This is a genomic window from Simplicispira metamorpha, assembly GCF_004341365.1.
Lineage (GTDB): Bacteria > Pseudomonadota > Gammaproteobacteria > Burkholderiales > Burkholderiaceae_C > Simplicispira > Simplicispira metamorpha.
In genome coordinates this window covers 108,434-129,113 of the sequence record NZ_SLXH01000005.1, presented here as the reverse complement: position 1 = coordinate 129,113, position 20,680 = coordinate 108,434, and the positions used below count along the sequence as shown (strand labels likewise).

19 protein-coding genes and 1 pseudogene are annotated in these 20,680 nt (G+C 65.2%); 16 read left to right on the top strand and 4 right to left on the bottom strand.

Going from position 1 to position 20,680, the window contains the following annotated elements; genetic code table 11:
- Positions 1-47: 47 nt before the first annotated feature.
- The 6 genes from dinG (at position 48) to EV674_RS04345 (ending at position 5,594) form a co-directional block, all read left to right on the top strand.
- Positions 48-2,264, top strand: coding sequence for an ATP-dependent DNA helicase DinG (gene dinG, locus EV674_RS04370; RefSeq protein WP_119012171.1), 2,217 nt, complete (start codon positions 48-50; stop codon positions 2,262-2,264).
- Between the two features lie 34 nt (positions 2,265-2,298).
- Positions 2,299-2,661 (top strand): zinc ribbon domain-containing protein YjdM, encoded by a 363-nt coding sequence (locus tag EV674_RS04365; RefSeq protein WP_119012170.1) that lies wholly within the window; start codon positions 2,299-2,301, stop codon positions 2,659-2,661.
- Between the two features lie 244 nt (positions 2,662-2,905).
- Complete coding sequence (locus tag EV674_RS04360; protein WP_119012169.1) at positions 2,906-3,103, top strand: hypothetical protein; 198 nt, start codon at positions 2,906-2,908, stop codon at positions 3,101-3,103.
- Positions 3,104-3,238: 135 nt separating this feature from the next.
- Positions 3,239-4,219 (top strand): extracellular catalytic domain type 1 short-chain-length polyhydroxyalkanoate depolymerase, encoded by a 981-nt coding sequence (locus EV674_RS04355; RefSeq protein WP_119012168.1) that lies wholly within the window; start codon positions 3,239-3,241, stop codon positions 4,217-4,219.
- Positions 4,220-4,278: 59 nt separating this feature from the next.
- The gene (locus tag EV674_RS04350) at positions 4,279-4,944 is read left to right on the top strand and encodes an Lcl C-terminal domain-containing protein (protein WP_306418959.1); all 666 of its coding nucleotides are present in this window, start codon (positions 4,279-4,281) and stop codon (positions 4,942-4,944) included.
- 29 nt (positions 4,945-4,973) lie between these two features.
- Positions 4,974-5,594: a 3'-5' exonuclease gene (locus EV674_RS04345; RefSeq protein ID WP_193552665.1), complete on the top strand. Its 621-nt coding sequence runs from the start codon at positions 4,974-4,976 to the stop codon at positions 5,592-5,594.
- Positions 5,595-5,607: 13 nt separating this feature from the next.
- Here EV674_RS04345 and chrA read toward each other — a convergent pair whose 3' ends face one another.
- Positions 5,608-6,813, bottom strand: coding sequence for a chromate efflux transporter (gene chrA / locus EV674_RS04340; protein ID WP_119012166.1), 1,206 nt, complete (start codon positions 6,811-6,813; stop codon positions 5,608-5,610).
- A gap of 60 nt (positions 6,814-6,873) precedes the next feature.
- Between chrA and EV674_RS04335 the strand changes: the two genes are divergently transcribed.
- The 5 genes from EV674_RS04335 (at position 6,874) to EV674_RS04315 (ending at position 14,902) form a co-directional block, all read left to right on the top strand.
- Entirely contained in the window at positions 6,874-7,362 is a 489-nt protein-coding gene (locus tag EV674_RS04335) for a C40 family peptidase (protein ID WP_119012165.1), read from the top strand.
- 272 nt (positions 7,363-7,634) lie between these two features.
- Entirely contained in the window at positions 7,635-12,131 is a 4,497-nt protein-coding gene (locus EV674_RS04330; protein ID WP_119012164.1) for an EAL domain-containing protein, read from the top strand.
- A 1,197-nt stretch (positions 12,132-13,328) separates the two neighbouring features.
- The gene (locus EV674_RS04325; protein WP_132750364.1) at positions 13,329-13,601 is read left to right on the top strand and encodes a hypothetical protein; all 273 of its coding nucleotides are present in this window, start codon (positions 13,329-13,331) and stop codon (positions 13,599-13,601) included.
- 173 nt (positions 13,602-13,774) lie between these two features.
- Positions 13,775-14,350, top strand: coding sequence for a hypothetical protein (locus EV674_RS04320; RefSeq protein ID WP_132750363.1), 576 nt, complete (start codon positions 13,775-13,777; stop codon positions 14,348-14,350).
- A gap of 9 nt (positions 14,351-14,359) precedes the next feature.
- Positions 14,360-14,902 (top strand): Rrf2 family transcriptional regulator, encoded by a 543-nt coding sequence (locus tag EV674_RS04315; RefSeq protein ID WP_119012161.1) that lies wholly within the window; start codon positions 14,360-14,362, stop codon positions 14,900-14,902.
- 18 nt (positions 14,903-14,920) lie between these two features.
- Here EV674_RS04315 and EV674_RS04310 read toward each other — a convergent pair whose 3' ends face one another.
- Both EV674_RS04310 and EV674_RS04305 read right to left on the bottom strand, forming a co-directional pair.
- The gene (locus tag EV674_RS04310; protein ID WP_119012160.1) at positions 14,921-15,505 is read right to left on the bottom strand and encodes an acyloxyacyl hydrolase; all 585 of its coding nucleotides are present in this window, start codon (positions 15,503-15,505) and stop codon (positions 14,921-14,923) included.
- 72 nt (positions 15,506-15,577) lie between these two features.
- On the bottom strand, positions 15,578-16,195 hold the full coding sequence (locus EV674_RS04305) for a Spy/CpxP family protein refolding chaperone (RefSeq protein ID WP_119012159.1): 618 nt from the start codon (positions 16,193-16,195) through the stop codon (positions 15,578-15,580).
- Between the two features lie 307 nt (positions 16,196-16,502).
- On the opposite strand from EV674_RS04305, the gene EV674_RS04300 reads away from it, so the two are divergent.
- The 4 genes from EV674_RS04300 (at position 16,503) to EV674_RS04285 (ending at position 19,504) form a co-directional block, all read left to right on the top strand.
- The gene (locus EV674_RS04300) at positions 16,503-17,522 is read left to right on the top strand and encodes a recombination-associated protein RdgC (protein WP_119012158.1); all 1,020 of its coding nucleotides are present in this window, start codon (positions 16,503-16,505) and stop codon (positions 17,520-17,522) included.
- A 108-nt stretch (positions 17,523-17,630) separates the two neighbouring features.
- Entirely contained in the window at positions 17,631-17,888 is a 258-nt protein-coding gene (locus EV674_RS04295; RefSeq protein WP_119012157.1) for a DUF3297 family protein, read from the top strand.
- A gap of 48 nt (positions 17,889-17,936) precedes the next feature.
- Positions 17,937-18,896, top strand: a complete 960-nt coding sequence (locus EV674_RS04290) for a DNA cytosine methyltransferase (protein WP_119012156.1) — start codon at positions 17,937-17,939, stop codon at positions 18,894-18,896.
- A gap of 2 nt (positions 18,897-18,898) precedes the next feature.
- On the top strand, positions 18,899-19,504 hold the full coding sequence (locus EV674_RS04285) for an HNH endonuclease (protein ID WP_206613228.1): 606 nt from the start codon (positions 18,899-18,901) through the stop codon (positions 19,502-19,504).
- A gap of 21 nt (positions 19,505-19,525) precedes the next feature.
- On the opposite strand, the pseudogene EV674_RS04280 reads toward EV674_RS04285, so the two are convergent.
- Positions 19,526-19,687 (bottom strand): annotated as a pseudogene (locus EV674_RS04280) (acyl-CoA dehydrogenase family protein); the annotation flags it as partial.
- 176 nt (positions 19,688-19,863) lie between these two features.
- Between EV674_RS04280 and EV674_RS04275 the strand changes: the two are divergent.
- Positions 19,864-20,658 carry a penicillin-binding transpeptidase domain-containing protein gene (locus EV674_RS04275; protein ID WP_119012153.1) on the top strand — a complete coding sequence of 265 codons (795 nt, stop codon included), beginning with the start codon at positions 19,864-19,866 and terminating at the stop codon, positions 20,656-20,658.
- Positions 20,659-20,680 lie beyond the last annotated feature (22 nt).

Genomic DNA, 20,680 nt, shown 5'->3' with positions numbered 1-20,680 from the left:
AAAGCCACCCCGCCGCCGCGCTGCCCCTGTGCCACACTCTCGCCCCTATGAGTTCTACAGAGTGGGCCCCAGCGGCCTTGCAGGCGTTTGATGCGGTGGTGCAGGCTGGCGGTGGCCTGCGCGACCGCCCCGGCCAGCGGCTGATGGCCGAGCGGGTGGCGCAAACCTTCGGCAGCGCCGATCTGGGCAAATCCGACGACGAGGGCGCCGTGCCCACGCGCGCCATTGCCGTCATCCAGGCGGGCACGGGCGTTGGCAAATCGCTGGCCTATTGCGCTCCGGCCATTGCGGTGGCACTGGCGCGCGGCACGCGGGTGCTGATCTCCACCGCCACCGTGGCGCTGCAAGAGCAACTGGTCAACAAAGACCTGCCTGCGCTGGCGGTGCAGATGCCCCAGCCGTTCAAGTTTGCGCTGGCCAAAGGGCGCGGGCGCTATGTCTGCAAGCTCAAACTGGAGCGGCTGGCGGGCACCGGCGAGGCCTACGGCGAAGACGACGACCTGTTCCCCGAAGAAGCCTTTGCTGCCCGCCCGCGCCACGAAACCGAGGCGCGCATGCAGTTCTACGCCAGCATGGCGCAGGCACTGGCCCAGGGCGGCTGGGGCGGCGACCGCGACACGCTGGACGTGCCGCCCGAGCCCGAAGTCTGGAGCCCCGTGGCCGCCGAGACCCACTCCTGCACCGGCAAGCACTGCCCGCTGTTTGGCAGCTGCACCTACTTCGACAAGCGCAAAGAGCTGGTGGGCGCGCAGGTCATCGTGGCCAACCACGATCTGCTGCTGTCGTCTTTGGGCGCGCGCGTGCTGCCCGAGCTGGACAACAGCCTGCTGGTGCTCGATGAAGCCCACCACCTGCCCGCCACCGCGCTCGACCAATTCGCGTGCAGCATGGATTTGTCGCGCCTGACCTGGATCGACCGCCTGGCCAGCCACGGCCTGCGCATTGGCCAGCTGGTGGAAGTCAGCGAGGTGGCCGACATCCCGCGCCACGCCGCCCAGCTGCGCCAGGGCCTGCAAGACCTGGCCCGGCTGGTGATGGACGTGTACGGCGAGGCCCTGCGCAACCCGCCCCCCGCCTGGGGCCAGGCCCGCACGCGAGCGCCTGATGCGCGCAACCCAGCGCGCGTGCGCGTGCCCGGCGGCGCCCTGCCCGAGGCACTGACCGCACCGCTGGCCAACCTGGCGCACCACGCCGCAGGCTTTCTGGAATGCCTGCGCGCCATCAGCAAAGCGCTCAAGGCCGAAATGCGCGACAAACCCGACGAGGCGCGGCGACTGTCCACGCTGTACGCGCAAATCGGCATGCTGGCGCCGCGCCTGGAGGCGGTGTACGACACCACGCAACTGCTGCTGCAAGACCCCCCCCTGCCCGAGGAGGGCGCAGAGGCCACCGATGCCCCGCGCACCATCCCCAACGCCAAATGGTTCACGCTGGAGATGGACGGCGAGCTGATTGCCCTCAAGGCCCACGCCAGCCCCATCCTGCCCGGCGCCACGCTGCGCCGCCACCTGTGGGGCGCGGTGCGTGGCGCGGTGCTGACCTCGGCCACGCTGACCAGCTGCGGCAGCTTTGATTTTTTTCTGCGCGAATCGGGCTTGCACGGCGACGAGGCGGCCAGCACCCTCGAAGTCCACAGCCCCTTCGACTACGCCGCCCAGGGCACGCTGGTGGCTGCCGAAACCCGCGCCGACCCCAAAGACGCGGCCCACTTCACCGCCGAGATGGTCGATGCGCTGATGCTGGACTTGGCGCTGGTGGACTACGGCGCGCTGGTGCTGTTCACCTCGCGCGAGCAACTGCGCCAGGCGGTGGACGCCCTGCCCACCGACATGCGCGCCCTGGTGCTGGTGCAAACCGCGCTGCCGCGCACCCAGCTGCTGGCGCGCCACCGCGAGCGCGTGGCCCAGGGCCAGCCGTCCATCATTTTTGGCATGCAGTCGTTTGGCGAAGGGCTGGACTTGCCCGGGCGCCTGTGCGAATCGGTGTTCATCACCAAACTGCCCTTTGCGCCGCCCGACGATCCGGTGGGCGAAACCCGCGCCGAGTGGCTGCGCGCCGTGGGGCGCGATCCGTTCAGCGAGCTGGTGGTGCCCGCCACCGCCATGCGCCTGGCGCAGTGGGCTGGCCGCGCCATCCGCACCGAAGAAGACCAGGCCCATGTCTATTGCTATGACCGGCGCCTCACACGCACCCACTACGGCCAGCGCCTGCTCAAGGGCCTGCCGCCGTTCACGCTGGTGCGGCGCGGGGCGCAGGGACAATAGCGGCCTTGGCGCTACGCCCTACTGAAAGCATCCCATGCCCCACACCATCCCCGCCTGCCCGCAATGCGGCCTGGAGAACACCTACCCCGATGGCGAGAACTACGTCTGCCCCGACTGCGCCCATGAGTGGCCGCAGGCTGGTGCCGCTGCCGACGATGCCGCCAGCGATGGCGCTGGCCAGGGCGCCGTCAAAGACGCCAACGGCAACCTGCTGCAAGACGGCGATGCGGTCATCCTGGTCAAAGACCTGAAGGTCAAAGGCTCGTCGTCGGTGCTGAAAAAGGGCACCAAGATCAAAAGCATCCGCCTGGTCGATGGCGCCGACGGCCACAACGTGGACTGCAAAACCGACCTGGGCAGCATGCTGCTCAAATCCGAGTTCTTGAAAAAAGCGTAATCCCTGGCCAATCCAAGGCCCGGTGCCCGGTTCCCGCAATGCTGATCGGGTGCAAAGTCATATCAAAAAAGTGAGCTGCTGGCGCCCGCTGCATCAGCGCTGGAGGCCAAAAACAGTCTCCATTTTGCCGACGCCGCAGTGCCGTGGACTGTGGGAGATACCGCACAACACGCCACGCTGTGCGCCCACGCGCTATGGGTGGGGGCAGGCCTAGAGTGGATAGCTCCATCACCCCGGAGCTACCATGAAAAACACTGCCCCCCAAGATCGCCAGGAACCCGGCAAGCACAAGGTGGAAAACGACCACAACCGCCAGGGCGAGCAAGCACCCACGCAAAAAAACGAGGCTCGCCGCACCCCCGAGAGTCGCAGTGACCGCACCGACCACATCGGCAGCGACAACCAGTCGCAGTCGCGCAAGCGCGGCCCGACCGAGCCGTAGTGCGCTGGCGCGATCCTGCAAACATCCGGGTTCTTTTTTAGGATAGCGGCAGGCCGTGCGGACTGCGGGCCGGGCGCTGGAAACCAGCGTATCCGGTCTGGCCTGCATGGTCGGCTTTATCGACAAGGACCCACCATGGACGGCAACGCAACCCCCTCTGCCACCAACGCACTGGTGCACACCGAACCCCCGGGCAGCTTTGAGTACGTGGACTTCCGCCACGCTGGAACGCTGCACCATTACCGGCTGTATGTGCCCCCAGGCGCTACGCCACAGCAGCCCATGGCGCTGGTGCTGATGCTGCACGGCTGCACCCAAAACCCCGACGACTTTGCCATCGGCACCGGCATGAACCTGGCAGCAGCGCAGGCCAACGCCCTGGTGCTGTACCCGGCCCAGCCGCGCAGCGCCAACGTCAACGCCTGCTGGAACTGGTTTGAACCGCACCACCAGCGCCGGGGCATGGGCGAACCCGCCCTGCTGGTGGCCATGGTGCGCGACGTGGCGCAACGCCACAGCGTGGATGCGCAGCGGGTGTACGCGGCCGGGCTGTCAGCAGGCGGTGCCATGGCAGCGGTGCTGGGGCGTGAATACCCCGATGTGTTCGCTGCCGTGGGCGTGCACTCGGGCTTGCAGGCCGGTGCGGCCCACAACCTGACGGCAGCCCTGTCGGCCATGCGCACGGGCACCCTGCCCACTGTGGTGCCCGCGCACGCCGCCCCGAACCCGGCCTCGTACCCCCCGCTGATCGTGTTCCATGGCGATGCCGACACCATCGTTCATGCCAAAAACAGCGAGCACCTGGTGGATGCCGCCTTGCAGGCCCTGGCCGGTAGCCCCGCCAGGGTGCAGCGCCAAAGCATTCCGGGCCAGTCGGTGGCAGGCCAGCGCTACACCCGCACGGTGTACCACCACCGCAGGGCTGGCAGGGTCAGCCCCGGTGCCGATACCGACGTCGATGCCGATGTGGTGGCCGAGCACTGGGTGCTGCACGGCGCAGGCCATGCGTGGTCGGGCGGCCATGCCACAGGCAGCCACACGGACCCGCGCGGCATCAGTGCGACGCAAGAGATGCTGCGCTTCTTTCTGGCCCATCCCAAAACAGCCGGGCACTGAAAACACCGCTGGCGGGCAGCTACCATGCAACCATGTTGGATGCCCGCAGGAGAACCCCCATGAAACCGCTCGTACCCGTCTTTTGTCAGGCGCTGGTGTGCCTGGCCAGTGCTGTGGCGCCTGCGCTGGCGCCCGCACAGCCTGCTGCGCCCGCCGCCCTGGCTGCGCCAGAGGCTGAAGCAACAGATGCCGCTGCGATGTCGGCGGACTCCACCGCAGCCGCTGTGCCTGCCAAGGCGCAGTGGGTGTTGTCTGCCGATGGCGCTTACGCCATCGACCAGCGCGCCCACCTGGCCTGGCCGCGCTGCGTCCACGGCATGCGCTGGAATGGCCGCACCTGCACCGGCCAGCCGCTGCTGCTGACCTACACCGAAGCGGCTGCGCTGGCCACCGCGCGCTGGAAGGCCGAGGGAGTGCGCTGGCGCTTGCCACGCGTCAATGAGCTGCGCCGCCTGGTGAACAAGCGTGCCGATCCGCCCGGCCTGGACCCCGAGCTGTTCCCCAACGCGCCGCAAGACTGGCATTGGACGGGCACGGCCAACATCAAGACCTTCTCGGTCAATGCCTATAAATACGACAACGTCCAGCAGGGCAACAGCGACCGCAGCGCCAACCAGATGGCCTTTACGCAGGGCTGGGCGGTGGACTTGTCCAGCGGCGAGGCGCGCGGCGATATCGCCAAGAGCGAGTTGCTGCCCGTGCGCCTGGTGCGGCCACGCCCCTGAAGCGTTTTTTCGATTGCCCCTTGCTGCCTATGTCTCCCATCGCCGTCATCGACTTTGAAACCACCGGCATCTCGCCCGATCAGGGGGCGCGCGCCACCGAGGTGGCCATCGTGCTGCTCGAAGGGGGCCGGGTGGTAGACCGCTTCCAGAGCCTGATGAACGCGGGCACCTGGGTGCCGCCCTTCATCACGCAGCTCACGGGCATCACCAACGCCATGGTGCAAGCCGCGCCTGCGGCGGCCAGTGTGATGGCGGAGGCCGCGCGCTTTGTGGGCAGCGCGCCCATGGTGGCGCACAACGCGGCGTTTGACCGCAAGTTCTGGCAGGCCGAGCTGGCACTGGCCGGTCTGCCCGCAGCGCAGCCCTTTGCCTGCACCGTGCTGCTATCGCGCCGCCTGTACCCGCAGGCGCCCAACCACCAGCTGGGCGTGCTGGTCGATTACCACGGCCTGCCGCGCACCGGCCAGGCCCACCGCGCGCTGGCCGATGCCGAAATGGCCGCTGCGCTGCTGGCGCGCATGCAGCACGACCTGCGCACCCGCTGGGGCGTGGCCGCCCCCGACCACGATCTGCTGGTGCAGTTGCAGCGCTGCACCAAAGCGGCGGTGCCCACGTTGCTGGCCCAGCTGGCCGCCGCTGCGCAGCCGTAGCGCCCCAGCACCGTCAAAGGGCGTGGGCTAACACCGCACCCCCCACAGCGCTGCCCAGCACCACCAGCCAGGGTGGCCATTTCCAGAACATCAGCGCCACCCAGGCCACCAGGGCCAGGCCAAAGTCTGGCGGCGTGTGGATGGCGCTGGTCCACACCGGCTGGTACAGCGCTGCCAGCAGCAGCCCCACCACCGCCGCGTTGGTGCCCGCCAGCGCCGCTTGCGTACGGGGGTGGCCGCGCAGGCGTTCCCAGAACGGCAAGGCACCCAGCACCAGCAAAAAAGAGGGCGCAAAAATGGCCAGCAGGGCCACCAGCCCCCCCAGCCAGCCCGTGGGCGGCTGCTGCATCGCCGCGCCCAGAAACGCCGCAAAAGTGAACAACGGGCCGGGCACGGCCTGCGCGGCGCCGTAACCAGCCAGAAAGGCATCGTTGCCCACCCAGCCCGTCGGCACCACCTCGGCTTGCAGCAGCGGCAGCACCACATGGCCGCCACCAAACACCAGGGCGCCTGCGCGGTAGAAGGCATCGACCAAGGCCAGCGTCTGGTGGGCCGATGCGCCAGCCCACAGCGGCAACCCGATCAGCAGCGCAAAAAACAGCGTCAGCCAGAACGCGCCCGCCCGTGGCCCGATGGCCATGGGCAACGGGTCATGCGCCTGTCCGGGCGGTGGCTTGCACCAGCGCAGGCCCACCGCCGCCGCCAGGGCCATCACACCCACCTGCACCCACACCGATGGCACCAGCAGCACCGCGCAGGTGGCGGCCACCATGGTGGTGATGCGCGGCACATCGGGGCACAGGTTGCGTGCCATGCCCCATACGGCCTGCGCCACCACCGCCACCGCCACCACCTTCAGGCCGTGCAGCACACCCGTGGGCAAGGCATCGCCGTAATGGGTGATGCCCTGCGCAAACAACATCAGCACCACCGCCGACGGCAGCGTAAAACCCGCCCACGCCGCCAAGGCCCCCGCGTAGCCAGAGCGCGACAGCCCCAGGGCGATGCCCACCTGGCTGCTGGCAGGCCCAGGCAGAAACTGGCACAGGGCTACCAGGTCGGCATAGCTGCGCTCGGTGAGCCACTGGCGCCGCACCACCAACTCCTGGCGGAAGTAGCCCAGGTGGGCTATCGGCCCCCCAAACGAGGTCAGGCCCAGGCGCAGAAAAATCCAGAAAACAGCCCAGGGGCTGCGGTCAGTCTGGGGGGTATCGGTCATGCAGGCAGGCGGCGTGGTGGCAAGGGGGCCATCATCATCGAATTGCGCTACCCTTTTGCCATGCGATCACTCCATACCCTGGCCCTGTCATCCGCATTGGTGTGGTGGCTGGCGGGCTGTAGCACCCCGCCAGCGCCGCGCGCACCGACTGCACCGCCGCAGGCCTCGCGCCTGACGGACGAGATGGCCCATGACATCGCCATCCACGCCCTGGGGCTGGTGGGCACGCCCTACCGCTACGGCGGCAACACCCCCGACAGCGGCTTCGATTGCAGCGGACTGATCGGCTACGTGTACCGCGCCCGGGTGTCGGTGGCGCCGCCGCGCACCGTGGCGCAGCTCAGCGGCTGGGGCCAGCCGGTGGCGGGCGAGCAGCTGCGCACGGGCGATCTGGTAGTGTTCGGCAAGGGCCGTGCGCCCCACCATGCAGGCATTTATGTGGGCGAGGGGCGCTTTGTCCACGCCCCGTCCACGGGTGGCACCGTGCGGCTGGACCGGCTCAACGCACACTACTGGTCAGCGCAGACCGTGGCGTTTCGCAGGCCCTGAAAAACCGGTCAAAAGTGCCTCCAACCCTTGCGTAAAAAGCGCTAACAGCTCACTTTTTCATAGTGTCACGGAATTGATGTAATCACGGCTTGCCGCCACAACCTGCGGTGTAGGATAAATACCCCCTGAAAACGCCCACGGCGTAGGCACCATTGCCTTGGTGCTGCGTCGGTGGTTCTTTTTTCAACCGACCCCAGCGATGGATCCATGCAAGCGTTCTGGTTTCTTTCCTACCGAATCAGCGCCTGTCCGCTGTGGCACAGAGCAGGCCCATGACCGCACCCGTGCAGCCCGGTAACGCCGAAGCCCAGCGCCTGGCTGTGCTGCAGTCGCACGCCATCATGGACACCGCGCCCGAAGAGGCCTTTGACCAGCTGGCCCGTCTGGCTGCGCAGGTGTGCGCCGTGCCGATGGCGCTGGTCAACTTCGTCGATGCCCGGCGCCAGTGGTTCAAGGCGGCAGTGGGCGTGGCCATGCCCCAGACCGACCGCGCCGTGGCCTTTTGCACGCACTGGCTCGATGGCCGGCGCGAGGTGGTCGAGGTGCCCGATGCGCGCCAGCACCCGCTCTTCAAAGACAACCCGCTGGTGCTGGGGCCACCGCACATCCGTTTTTATGCCTGCGCGCCGCTGGTCACCCCCGACGGTTTTGCCCTGGGCACGCTGGTGGTGATGGACACCCAGCCACGCACCCTGGACGTCGCCCAGCGCAGCGCCCTGCAAAGCCTGGCCAGCCAGGCCATGGCGCAACTGCAACTGCGCCGCCAGCACGAGGCGCTGCGCCTGAGCGAAGAGCGCTTTCACCTGGTGGCTGACGCCACCGCCGATACGGTGTGGGACTGGGACGTGCGCAGCGGCAACATCTGGTGGAGCGGCTCGTTCAGGGCGCTGTGGGGCATGGCCCCCGACCAGCCCATGCCCAACAACGAAGCCTGGGCCCAGCGCGTACACCCGGCTGACCGCCAGCGCGTGGTGCAGGCACTGCGCGCAGCCACCCAAGACCAGCCCGGCGCCCCCTCCGCCGACCACGACCACAACGCCTGGCAGGCCGAGTACCGCATGCTGCGCGACGATGGCCGCAGCATCTGGGTGCTCGACCGGGGCTTTGTCCTGCGCGATGCCCAGGGCCGGGCACTGCGCATGGTGGGCGGCATGAAAGACATCAGCGCCGACAAACACGCCCACCTGGCCGCGCTGGACGAGGCGCAGGTGCAGGCCGAGCTGGTGCAGGTGCAGCAAAAAATGTCCTCGCTGGAGCTGCGCCAAAGCGCGCTGCTGGAGCTGGTGGCGCAGGCGGTGCTGCGCATCACCGGCGCCACGGACGCTGTGGTCGAACTCAATGGCGTGGCCCGTGCCTGCGCCGGGCCGGGGCTGTGCGAAGAAGGCAGCACGCCGTCTGTGCCGCTCCTGGCGCACAGCCCGCTGTGGAGCGCACTGCAAGCGGGCCAGACGGTGCAGTGCAACGACACCCAGGCCCCCCCGCAGGAACTGGATGGCAGCCTGCCCGCCTACCCGCCGCAGGTGCGCGCTGTGCTGGCCACGCCGCTGCGCATCAACGCCCGCGTGGCCGGTGCCCTGCAAGCCACCAGCGCCCAGCCCGGTGCGTTCAGCGCACGGCATGCCGCGCATTTGCAAATCCTCTCGGAATCCCTGGGCGCTTTGCTGCACCTGCGCCAGGTGGCCGCGCGCCTGGGCGCTTCCGAGCAGCAATACCGGCTGCTGTTTGATGCCCACCCCCAACCCATGTGGGTGTACGCCTTTGACGACAGCCTGCGCATCCTGGCCGTCAACCAGGCCACGGTGGCGCTGTACGGCTACACCGAAGCGCAGCTGCTGGCCATGTCCATGACCGATTTGTGGCTGCCGCAAGAGCGCGCGCAGCTGCGCGCCGAGGTCATGGCCATCCCCCTCGATGGCGGCTGCGACGCCTTGCAGCACCGCCACCTGCACCAAAGCGGCGCCGTGCTGGAGGTCGAGATCTGGTCGCGCGGCACCACCTTCAATGGCCAGCCAGCGCGCCAGATCATGGCCACCGATATCACCGAGCGCCTGCGCGCCCAGCGCGAACTGGCCCGCATGGGCCGCGCCCAGCAACTGCTGGGCGCCTGCAACGAGGCCATGGTGCGCGCCACCTCCGAACAAACCCTGCTGCAAGACGTGTGCCGCATTGCCGTGGACATTGGCGGCTACCGCCTGGGCTGGGTGGGCTTTGCCCACGACGATGCGCAAAAAACCATCGAGCCCGTGGCCCACGCCGGCGCCAACGATGGCTACCTGGAAACCCTGAACCTGTCGTGGTCGGCCACCGACCCGCGCGGCCAAGGCCCCTCGGGTGCCACGGTGCGCACCGGCCAGCCCGTGATCGTGCAGGATGTGCGCAGCGAGCCCGCCTATGCTGACCTGCGCGATCGCATGCTGGCGCACGGTTTTCATGGCGTCATCAGCCTGCCGCTGCGCCAGGACGAGCGCACCTTCGGGCTGCTGTACCTGTATGCCCCCGAGGTGCTGCACATCAGCCCCGAAGAGGCGCGGCTGCTGCAACGACTGGCCAACGACCTGGCTTTTGGCATCACCAGCCTGCGCGCGCGCAAAGAACAGCAGCGCCTGCAAGCGTCGGTGCTCAAAGTGGCCGCTGCCGTCTCGGCCACCACGGGCACCGAGTTTTTTATCCAGCTGGCGCGCAACATGGCCGAGGTGCTGGGCGCCCAGCTCGGCTGTGTGGCCCGCCTGCTGCCGCGCAAAAGCGGCCAGGTGCCGCGCATCACCACCCTGGCCGTGGTGCAAGACGGGCACCTGCTGCCCAACGACGAATACAGCCTGGGGGGCACGCCCAGCCTGGTGCTGCTCACCCAGCGCCAGCATGTGGTGCGACACAGCGCAGTGCAGCGCTACCCGCAGGCCGCCCTGGTCAAAATGCTGAACGCACAGGCCTATGCCGGCTTGCAGCTCAGCGACACCCAGGGCCAGCCACTGGGCATGGTGTTTGTGCTGTTTCGCCAGCCCTTGCAGAGCCCCGAGTTCGTCATGTCCACGCTGCAAATTTTTGCCGCCCGCGCCTCCACCGAAATCGACCGCCAGCTCTCGGACGCCCGCATCCGCCACCAGGCCTCACTGCTGGACAAGGCGCAGGACGCCATCGTGGTGCGCGACCTCGATCACCGCATCACCTTCTGGAACCAGGGTGCCGAGCGCCTGTACGGCTGGGCGCGCGTCCAGGCGCTGGGCCAGTCCATGCCCGAACTCCTGCGCCAGCAGGTGACGCATTTTCAGCGCGCCACCGACACCGTGCTGACCCAGGGCGAATGGACGGGCGAACTGGTGCAGCACCACCGCGATGGCCAGGCCATCGACCTGGAAGGGCGCTGGACACTGGTGCGCAGCGAAGACGGCCAGCCCGAGTCCATCCTGGCCATCCACACCGACATCCGCCAGCGCAAGGCCACCGAGCGCGAAATCCAGCGCCTGGCCTTTTTTGACTCCCTCACCGGGCTGCCCAACCGCACGCTGCTGATGGAGCGCATGCACCAGGCGCTGGCCACCGCGCAGCGCAACCACGAAGGCGGGGCGCTGCTGTTCATTGATCTGGACAACTTCAAAACCCTCAACGACACGCTGGGCCACGACAAGGGTGACTTGCTGCTGCAACAGGTGGCCCAGCGCCTGAACACCTGTGTGCGCGGCGCCGACACCGTGGCACGCCTGGGCGGCGACGAGTTCGTGGTGATGCTCGAAGGGCTCAGCCCCGAGCCCGAGGCGCTGGCCCTGACCGCACGCAGCGTGGGCGAGAAAATCCTCACCACCCTGGCCGCGCCCTATGCGCTGGCGGGCTACCAGTACCGAAGCACCCCCAGCATCGGCATTGCCCCGTTCTGCTGCGAAGGCACCACCAGCGTGGGCGACTTGCTGCGCCAGGCCGATCTGGCCATGTACCAGGCCAAGACGGCAGGGCGCAACACCCTGCGGTTTTTTGACCCGCACATGCAGGCCGTGGTCACGGCGCGCGCGGCCCTGGAGTCCGACCTGCGCCAGGCGCTGGCGCAAGACCAGTTCCTGCTGTACTACCAGCCCCAGGTCGATCGCCTGGGCCAGTACATCGGGGTGGAAGCCCTGGTGCGCTGGCTGCACCCCGAGCGCGGCCTGGTCACGCCCGTCCATTTCATCCCCCTGGCCGAAGAAACCGGGCTGGTGCTGACCCTGGGCCGCTGGGTGCTGCACACCGCCTGCCAGGTGCTGGCACAGTGGCGCAGCGACCCCGCGCTGCAGGGCCTGAGCATGGCCGTCAACGTCAGCTCGCGCCAGTTCCGCCACGCTGGCTTCGTCGATGACGTGGCCCATGTGCTGCAAATCACCGGCGCCCCGGCGCACCTGCTCAAGCTGGAGCTGACCGAAAGCCTGCTGGTGGAAGACATGGAAACCACCATTGCCACCATGACCGCGCTGGGCGCGCTGGGCGTGGGCTTTTCGCTGGACGACTTTGGCACCGGCTACTCCTCGCTGAGCTACCTCAAGCTCATGCCGCTGCACCAGCTCAAGATCGACCAGAGCTTTGTGCGCGACCTGCTCACCGACCCCAATGACGCCGCCATCGTCAACACCATCATCGGCCTGAGTCGCAGCCTGGGCCTGACCGTGATCGCCGAAGGCGTGGAAACCACCGAACAGCGCGATGCGCTGCTGCACGCCGGCTGCCCCGCCTTCCAGGGCTACCTGTTCAGCAAACCCCTGCCACAGCACCTGCTGGAGCCCCTGCTGCGCCGTCCTGTGCGCTGAGCAGGCCCCACCCCCTCCACCCCGACCCGTTTGCCGTGCAGCGCCCGCCTGTGCGGCCTGCGCACGCCTGTTGTCCACAGCCACTGCACACCCAGGCCGTGTGCGCATGCCGTGCGTGAATACAAGCCAAATCAGGCTCTAAGCCTTGCGTAATCAGCGCAAGTAGCTATCAAAGTAATAGCAAAAAGCAAGCTCGCAACGCGCGCGGGCGCTGCGCTGGTGTCTGGCATGGGCGCGATGGGATGTTGTTATCTATAACTTCTATGAATACATAGTGGTAGTAGTAAGGTTTTGCCTTTTCTGTGGATAACTTCACTTTTCCTTTGTCAAACAAGGACTTGTGTTTCGGACATGTCTGTGCGCTGCCCCCCGCGCCTGCTGTCACCGCAACGGGGACAACTTGGGGCCGGGTCATTTTTCTGTGGATAAGTCTTGGGTTGTGCGGGTTTTTTCCCCAGGGTTGTCCTTGTGCGCGCCGGGCGCCGAAAAAAAACAGGTCAACAGCCTGAAAACCCCGCCAGTAAAGCGCTAATAGCTCTCAAAAAAAGAGCAAAAAACCGATTTTTTGCGCCGCAAAGCCCATTTTTCTGAAAGGCCTGTGGATAACTCTTGTCAGGTCCCCCCCGCGCCGCGCGAAGTTGAACGGGGAACATCGCACGCCGGAAAAAATCAGACTTGTTCTGCTAAACCAATCTAATTCAATAGTAGTAATAGTAAGGATTGGCCTATCCTGTGGATAACTATTCTTTCCTGAATGCTGCCAAACAGTTAGCGCGCGCCAAACCCTGTGTGCCAAGCCCTGTTGCTGGCGCTGCGCAACGGGGATAACTGCGTGCCGTGGCATTTTTCTGTGGATAACTGCCTGGTTGTCCTGTTTTTGACCACAGGGTTATCCACAGGCTGGTTTTGTCCTGGACAAACTTCGGCGGGCACGTTGTGCCGCCGGGAGCCCGCTGGTTGCGCGGGAGCAAGGTATGTATGTGGGGGGAGGGGAGCCGTCCAGGCCGGGCTGCACTGCGGCGCGGGCCGTGCCAAGAACAAATGGGAAAGAGGGAAAAGTGCAGCAGGGCCGTGCCAAAACGCGCCCGGGCACGGGGCCTGGAAGGCCATCCCTATAATTGCGCCACCATGCTACGGCGCTTCATTGCGGTTTTGATTCTTCACTTTCTCCTGTGCGTGGGGTTGTCCGCCGCAGGCGTGAATCCCCCGCTCCCTGTCACACAGGGGCAGGAGGTGGCTGTGCAGGGCACGCAGCACAGCCCTGAAGTGCCGGGCGCTTTCTCGGATGCAGACGATCACGCCTTGATGGACAACAAGGACGATCTCCCCGACCAGCTGGAGCCATGCGCAGGCGCCAGCACCGACACCGCCAACCCCGTCGCCGCCGTGCCCCGGCGCGTGAACACGGCGCTGTCCGCCATCACCGATCCCCCGCACAAACCCCCTGAAACGGCAGGCTTCGCGGCCTGATCGACTGGCGCTGGCACGTTGGTGCCCAAGGCGCTGGGTGACTGGGCCCAGACACCGCTTCGGATGCGCCGGGCGGTGCGTTTTTCTTCCCTCGGATGGGGGTGGTCGTGTACGCATGCACGCCCGAATCCGCAGGGTGCTGTCTGTACCAAAACACCTGCCAATTCCAAACCATGGACACCACCTTACTGTCTGCCCTTGTTCGCCGCAACCGGCTGGCGCGCTTTGCCCCCCGGCCCGGCGCTGGCCAGGCCCCACCCCTGCCGCGCTGGCGCCTCGTGTTTGCCCTGCTGGCGTTGGGCGCCACGACGGCCTGCATGGAGGGCTACCCCACCCAGGACGTTGCGGCCGTAGACCCGCTTTACCTGACGCAAGACCAGCGCCTGGCGCAGCTCAATGCCCTGGGCAACGATGCCCATCCCGAGCGCAAATGGAGCTACGCCATGCGGCCCGGCTGTGTGCTGCGCATTGACTTTGACGGCAAGGCCGGGCCGCGCCCGCCGTTTGACATTCCGTTGCGCGGCGCTGTGGTCAAGGTGGCTACGGACAAGGCCGACCAGACCTTTGATGTGGAGGTCAAGCCCGTCAACCCGGGCGCACCGCACCAGGTCACGGTACTGGAGGCGCAAGACTGGGCACTGGCCGTGGGCATGTCCAGGGTATTGCGGGTGATGGAAAAAGGATGCACCGATGAGGGCATCGTTCAGTGGCAACCATTGGCAACGCACTTGGCGTTGTCGGATTTTTAGGAGTACCCCATGCGCTTGACGACACGAAGCAGATTTGCCCTGACGGCAATGGTGGACGTGGCACTGCACTGTGGCGACGGGCCGGTGGCTCTGTCTGCCATCAGCGAGCGCCACGGCATTTCATTGTCGTATCTGGAGATATTGTTCAGCGCCCTGCGCCGGGCGGGCCTGGTGGTGAGCACCCGGGGGCCTGGCGGCGGCTACGCACTGGCCAAAAGCGCGGCGGACATCACCACCGCAGACATTGCCCTGGCGGCTGAAGAGCGCAAAACCAGAGAACCCGCCGCCACCAGCGATGCCATGAGCGTTCACCAGGGCGCCATGACCCACGAGCTGTGGCTGGCATTCAACCAGACGCTGCTGGAGCACCTGAGCTCGGTGCCGCTGGCCGAGCTGGTCGAGCAGCATCTGGCGACCGGGTATGTGCCCCAGAAAAAACCCGTACCGGTGCCCGCGCCCAAGCACTACCCCGTCCAGCCCAAGCGCCAGCTGCCACCCGAAGGGGTGCCCAATTCGGTGTTTGCCCTCGCGGCGGCCATGCGCTGGCGGTAGCGGCCTGCCCTGGGCGCTTCAGAAATGCAGTGCGTAGCGCAGTTGCAGGAAGTTCTCGCCCGGGTTGGGTTTTTTCAGGCCCGCGTTGGAGACATGCTGCACGCGCAGCAGCCATTCGTGCTGCTGCTGCGCCCCCAGGCGCACGCCCACGCCCAGGTGCGAGGCAAAGTTGAAACGGGTGCTGAAGGTTTTGCTGGGCGTGCTGTAGCGCCGGTTGGCCAGCACGGCACCTATGCCGCCTTCGACAAACCAGGCTGCGCCCAGGCCGCCCGGCCACAGGCGCAGCGTGGGCGTGATGCCCAGCACCGTGGTGTGCTGCCTGCCCCCGGGGTGGTCGCTGGCCCACTGGCTCAGGTGCAGATCCCAGTGCCCGCGCAGCGGCGCACCCCACAGCGTGCTCTGCCAGGTGGCCCAGGGCTGGGTCAGCCCCACGGTGTAGGTTTGGGTGTGCTCGCTGGCGCGTGCCACTTGCAGGTACAGGCTGCGCGTGGCCTGTGCTGGCGCGGTGCTTTGCGCCAGGGCAGGCAGCGCGGCCAGCGCCAGGACGATGCTGCACGCCAGGGCGCGGGGGGCGGGCAGGGGGCTGAACAAGGTGGCGGCCATGGCGAAATCCCTCTTGGTCTGAAAGGATTCAGTGTAGTGGCGTGCCCCGCCGCCGTGCCCGCAGGCTGGCGTTCAGGGGGCGGCGCGGCCTGGCTCGGGGCGCTCGCTGCGCGGCCCATCGCCTGTGCCACCACCGTGGTGCTGGCCGTGGTGGTGCCCATGGTGCTCGCCATGGCCAGCGCGTGCGCCGTGCTGGCGCTGCATGCGGTGGGCGTGTTCGTCAAAGGTTTTTTGCTGGGCGGGCGTGAGCGCGGCGTACAGCGCCTTGGTGGCGTCGCCACGGCGGTCGGCCTCGGCGTTGCGCTGGGCGCGCAGGGCACGCATGCGGTCGATGCGCTCGGGCGTGGTCAGCTGGGCCATGTCCTGGGCGTCCAGGCGGGCGTGGCGCCGGCCTGGCTGCATGGCCTCGGTGAAGGTGTTCCAGGCGCCTTCTTGTGCAGCGGTGATTTGCAGCTTGTCTTTGAAGGCGGCCAGGTGCTGGGCGCGGCGCTCTTGCATCCGGGCCATATCGGGGGCGTGGCGCATGTGCTGGCCGTGGTGCATGGCGTAGCCGGGCGCTGGGGCAGTGGCTGCGCCCGGGCTGGCGGCGGTGGGTGCGCTGGCCGCTGGCTGGGCCAGTGCGGGCAGGGTCAAAACGCTCAGTGCGGCGGCAGCCGCAGCAGCAGCAAGGCGGTGGGCAAAAAAGGCCATGGAGAAATCCTTTCAGGAAAGTGTGGACGCCAGCGCCATTGCACCAGCGGTGACAGACAGTGTGCCGCGCGCGTGTATCGCCGCCATGACCGCCGTGATGAGGCTGTGTAAAGTTGCCCCCTCTCGCGCTGGCCAGGGCTGGGCCATATTGAGAACAAAAAGTGCCTCAAACCCTTGCTGGATAAGCGCGAGCAGCTATCAAATTCATTCATTTTCCGGCGGCCAGACGGGCCACGCGCCATGGGGCCAGCCCCGACAATGGCCGCCTTGGGGTGTTTTTGCCCCTCCGTCAGAAGAAAAGGTGTCTATGTTCAAGAACATGATCGTGTACCGCATCGCGCCGCAGTGGCAGATCGGTCTGGAGCAAGTCGAAGCCGTGCTGGCCAAGGCGCCGTTCATGGAGTGCGGCGCCACGCAAGAGCGCGCCTGGGGCTGGGTGCCGCCGCGCGGCGAGGCCCACGGCCCGCTGGCCGAATCCGTCGGCGGCCAGTGGGTGCTGCGCTTCATGGTCGAGTCCAAGGTGCTGCCCGGCTCCGTGCTGGCGCGCCGTGTGGCCGAGAAAGCCGCCCGCATCGAGCAGGAAACGGGCCGCAAGCCCGGCAAAAAAGAAAGCAAAGAGCTGAAGGAAGAAGCCAAGCTCGACCTGCTGCCCATGGCCTTCACCAAGCAGGGTGCGATGTGGGTGTGGATTGACCGCGAGGCGCGCTTTTTGGTGCTGGGCACCTCATCCCAGGGCCGCGCCGACGAGGTGGTGAGCGCGCTGGTCGAGGCGCTGCCGGGGCTGTCGGTGTCGCTGCTGGACACGCAGACCTCGCCCGCCGCCGCCATGGCCCACTGGCTGGCCACGCAAGAGCCGCCCGCCGGCTTCAGCATCGACCGCGAGTGCGAGCTCAAAAGCGCCGATGAAGAAAAAGCCGTGGTGCGCTACGCCCGCCACCCGCTGGACATCGAAGAAGTGCAGGCGCACATTGCCGCTGGCAAGCTGCCCACCAAACTGGCGATGACCTGGGATGGCCGCGTGTCGTTCATCCTCAGTGAGGGATTGCAAATCAGAAAGCTGGCGTTTCTGGACGCCGTGATGGAAGGCAAAAGCCAGGACGACAGCGGCTTTGATGCCGATGTGGCCATTGCCACGGGCGAGCTGCGCAGCCTGATTCCCGACCTGATCGAGGCCCTGGGCGGCGAGAGTGAGCGCGGCATGGGCGCTGCGCCTGCATCTGATTCTTCGCCCGCCACCGCCCAGCCCACCCGTGCCAGCAGCGCTGGCACCGTGACCGGCCCGGCCACCGCACCGCCCGATACCGACCCCGACTCGGCGCCGTTTTAAAGCGCAGCGCTACAAAGCGCTGGCTGCACCCGCACCGGGCCAAGCGTGGGTGCAGCCAAATCCGGGAAAATCCGGGGCTTTGTGCATTCACCCAGAAAGCGTTAACCCGTGACCGATACCACCGCCGCCACCCAAGCCCCCGCCCTGCCCGACCGCCTGAGCATTGACCCGCGCAGCCCGCACCACATCGCCGCCGTGTTCCAGCACGACATCGGCATCGTGTTCAACGGCAAAGAGCGCTTTGATGTGGAGGAATACTGCGTCAGCGAAGGCTGGGTGAAGGTGCCCGCCGGCAAAACCCTGGACCGCAAAGGCCGCCCCCTGCTGATCACGCTGAAGGGCCAGGTCGAGGCGTTTTACAAATAAGCGCGGGCTGCGCGCCCTCATTCATTGAACCCTCAAAAAACCAATCCCATGTCACTCAGTTCTATAGAAATTTGCGCTGGCGCCGGAGGTCAGGCCTTAGGGCTTGAGTTGGCTGGATTTGACCATCTCAGCCTTGTCGAAATTGAAGCCCCAGCTTGTCAAACCCTGCGGGTGAATCGCCCTCATTGGAATGTTGTCGAAGGAGACTTGCGCCACTACTCTGCTGAAAAATGGCGAGGAATTGATTTGCTTGCTGGAGGAGTTCCATGTCCTCCATTTTCTCGTGCTGGCAAGCAGCTTGGTAATGAGGACGAAAGGGATTTATTTCCTGAGGCACTTCGTTTAGTGGCTGAATGCAGGCCTCAGGCAGTCATGTTTGAGAATGTGAGAGGAATATTGGACAGTATTTTTGATGAATACAGAACCAAACTGGTGGCTGATCTTAAGAAGATGGGGTATTTTGCCGAATGGCGTCTTTTAAATGCCAGTGATTTCGGCGTTTCACAACTCAGGCCAAGAGTGGTATTTGTTGCGCTTAAAAAAGGGGCCACTGATTTTTTCAATTGGCCGACACCCCATGAAAAAACACCTTTGACAGTCGGTGATTGCCTGTTTGACCTCATGCACGCAGACGGCTGGCATGGTGCCGAGCAATGGCGTGATCGTGCGTGTGATATTGCCCCCACTTTGGTAGGTGGGAGCAAAAAGCATGGTGGCCCTGATCTTGGGCCAACTAGAGCCAAAAAGGCATGGGCATCTATTGGTGTAGATGGCATGGGCATCGCTGATGCGCCACCTACAAAAGAATTTGTGGGCATGCCCCGCCTCACCGTCAGAATGGCTGCCCGTATTCAGGGGTTTCCTGATAGCTGGCAATTCAGTGGAAAAAAAACATCTGCATACCGTCAAATTGGCAATGCTTTTCCGCCTCCAGTAGCCTGCGCTGTTGGCCAAAAAATTCATGCTGCATTGAATGCAGAAGCAAAAAAACGACTCAAACGGGCTTGACCATGGCAACAGAGAAAAAAGCGCGAGGTGGGGCTCGCGGTAAATTAAGAGCCCATTTTCTCGAAAATATTGGCAGAGTAATGGACTCAGATGAGTTGCGCGTTGTCGCTGAAAATCAATCAGAGTGGGCTCGCCGTGTTCGGGAATTGCGTACTGAAGAGGGTTATCAAATACTCACGCACAATGACAGGAGCGAGTTGAAGCCAGGGCAATATCTTCTGGAAACGCCAAAACCTCAGCCTGCGTTTGAGCGCGCCATTTCCAAGGAAACCCGGGCATTTGTACTGGATCGAAATGGGTTCACCTGCCAAATGTGCGGTGCTGTCGCAGGTGAGGCCCATCCCTACGATGTCACCCGAAAAACCAGATTGCATCTGGGACATGTCATCGATAAAAGCATGGGTGGGACGGATGATCCAGCCAATCTTCGTGCCATCTGCTCTGTGTGCAATGAGGGGGCATCCAATGCCACACTCACCCGGCCAGACTTGCAAAAATTGCTCATTCAGGTGCGCCGGGGTACATCGCAAGACCAGTTGGCAGTTTTGCAATGGCTCATCAAGAAATTCCCCAAACAAGCAGCAGAGTGGTCGACGGTAAAAACCTGACTGCCCCCCCAGCGCCCCGCCTTACCGCCCCAACAACCCCCGCGCCACCAGCTCTTTCATGATCTCGGAGGTGCCGCCGTAGATGCGCAGCACGCGCGCGTCTGTCCAGAAGCGGGCGATGGGGTATTCGGCCATGTAGCCGTAGCCGCCAAACAGTTGCAGGCACTGGTCGGCCACGTTGCACTCCAGCATTCAAAAATGTGAGCTGCTCGCGCTTATGCTGATTGGGCTGGAGTGCAAAAAACCTCTTAAAAACCGTGGATGGTTTTCACTCCCCACCTGCGGCAAACAGCAGGGTGTCCGCTTCGGCGGGTTGTGCCGCTTCCAGCGGAAAAGCAGCCAGTCCATAAAATCTTTCGATGAAAAAAACCCGAAAAATTTTTGCCTTGTTGTCACTCGTTTGGAGCTGCGCCGCGATGGCCATGCCCCAGGCTATAGAGCAGCAAGAGTGGGCCCATTTTTTTGAGGGCGCCCCCGCTGTAGGAACCATTGCGGTTCTGGACGCGCGTAACGGCACTGAGAAGTTGTGGGTGCATGCCACCGAGCGCGCCAAGCAGCGCTTTTCTCCTGCCTCTACTTTCAAAGTTCCCCACAGCTTGTTTGCATTGCAGGCCAAGGTGGTCAAAGATGAATTTGACGTGATCGCTTGGGACCAAAAGCAGCGCGGCAATCCGGCGTGGAATCAAGACCAGGATTTGCGCTCTGCGATGCGCAACTCGACGGTTTGGGTGTTTGAGCGGTTTGCCCAAACCATGGGTCAGCACCAAGAACATCAATGGATGCAGCAAATTGGCTATGGCAATGCGGCCACCACTGGCGCAGCACCTTTTTGGGTAGAAGGCGACTTGGCGATTTCCGCGCTGGAGCAGCTGGAGTTTTTGCAGAAGCTGTATCGCAATGCGTTGCCGTTCGAGCTGGCGCACCAACGTTTGGTGAAAGACCTGATGGTCAACGAAGCCGGCAGCCATTGGATTCTGCGAGCCAAAACGGGCTGGACAGGCAGCATTGGCTGGTGGATTGGCTGGGTCGAACATCCCAACGGCGCGGTATTTTTCGCCATGAATATCGACACACCCCATCGCATGGGTGATGTGGCCAAGCGCCAAATCATCACCCGGCAAGTGCTCCGCTCGATGGCGGCTTTACCGGATTAGGCTGCTTTGCGCAGAACAGCCG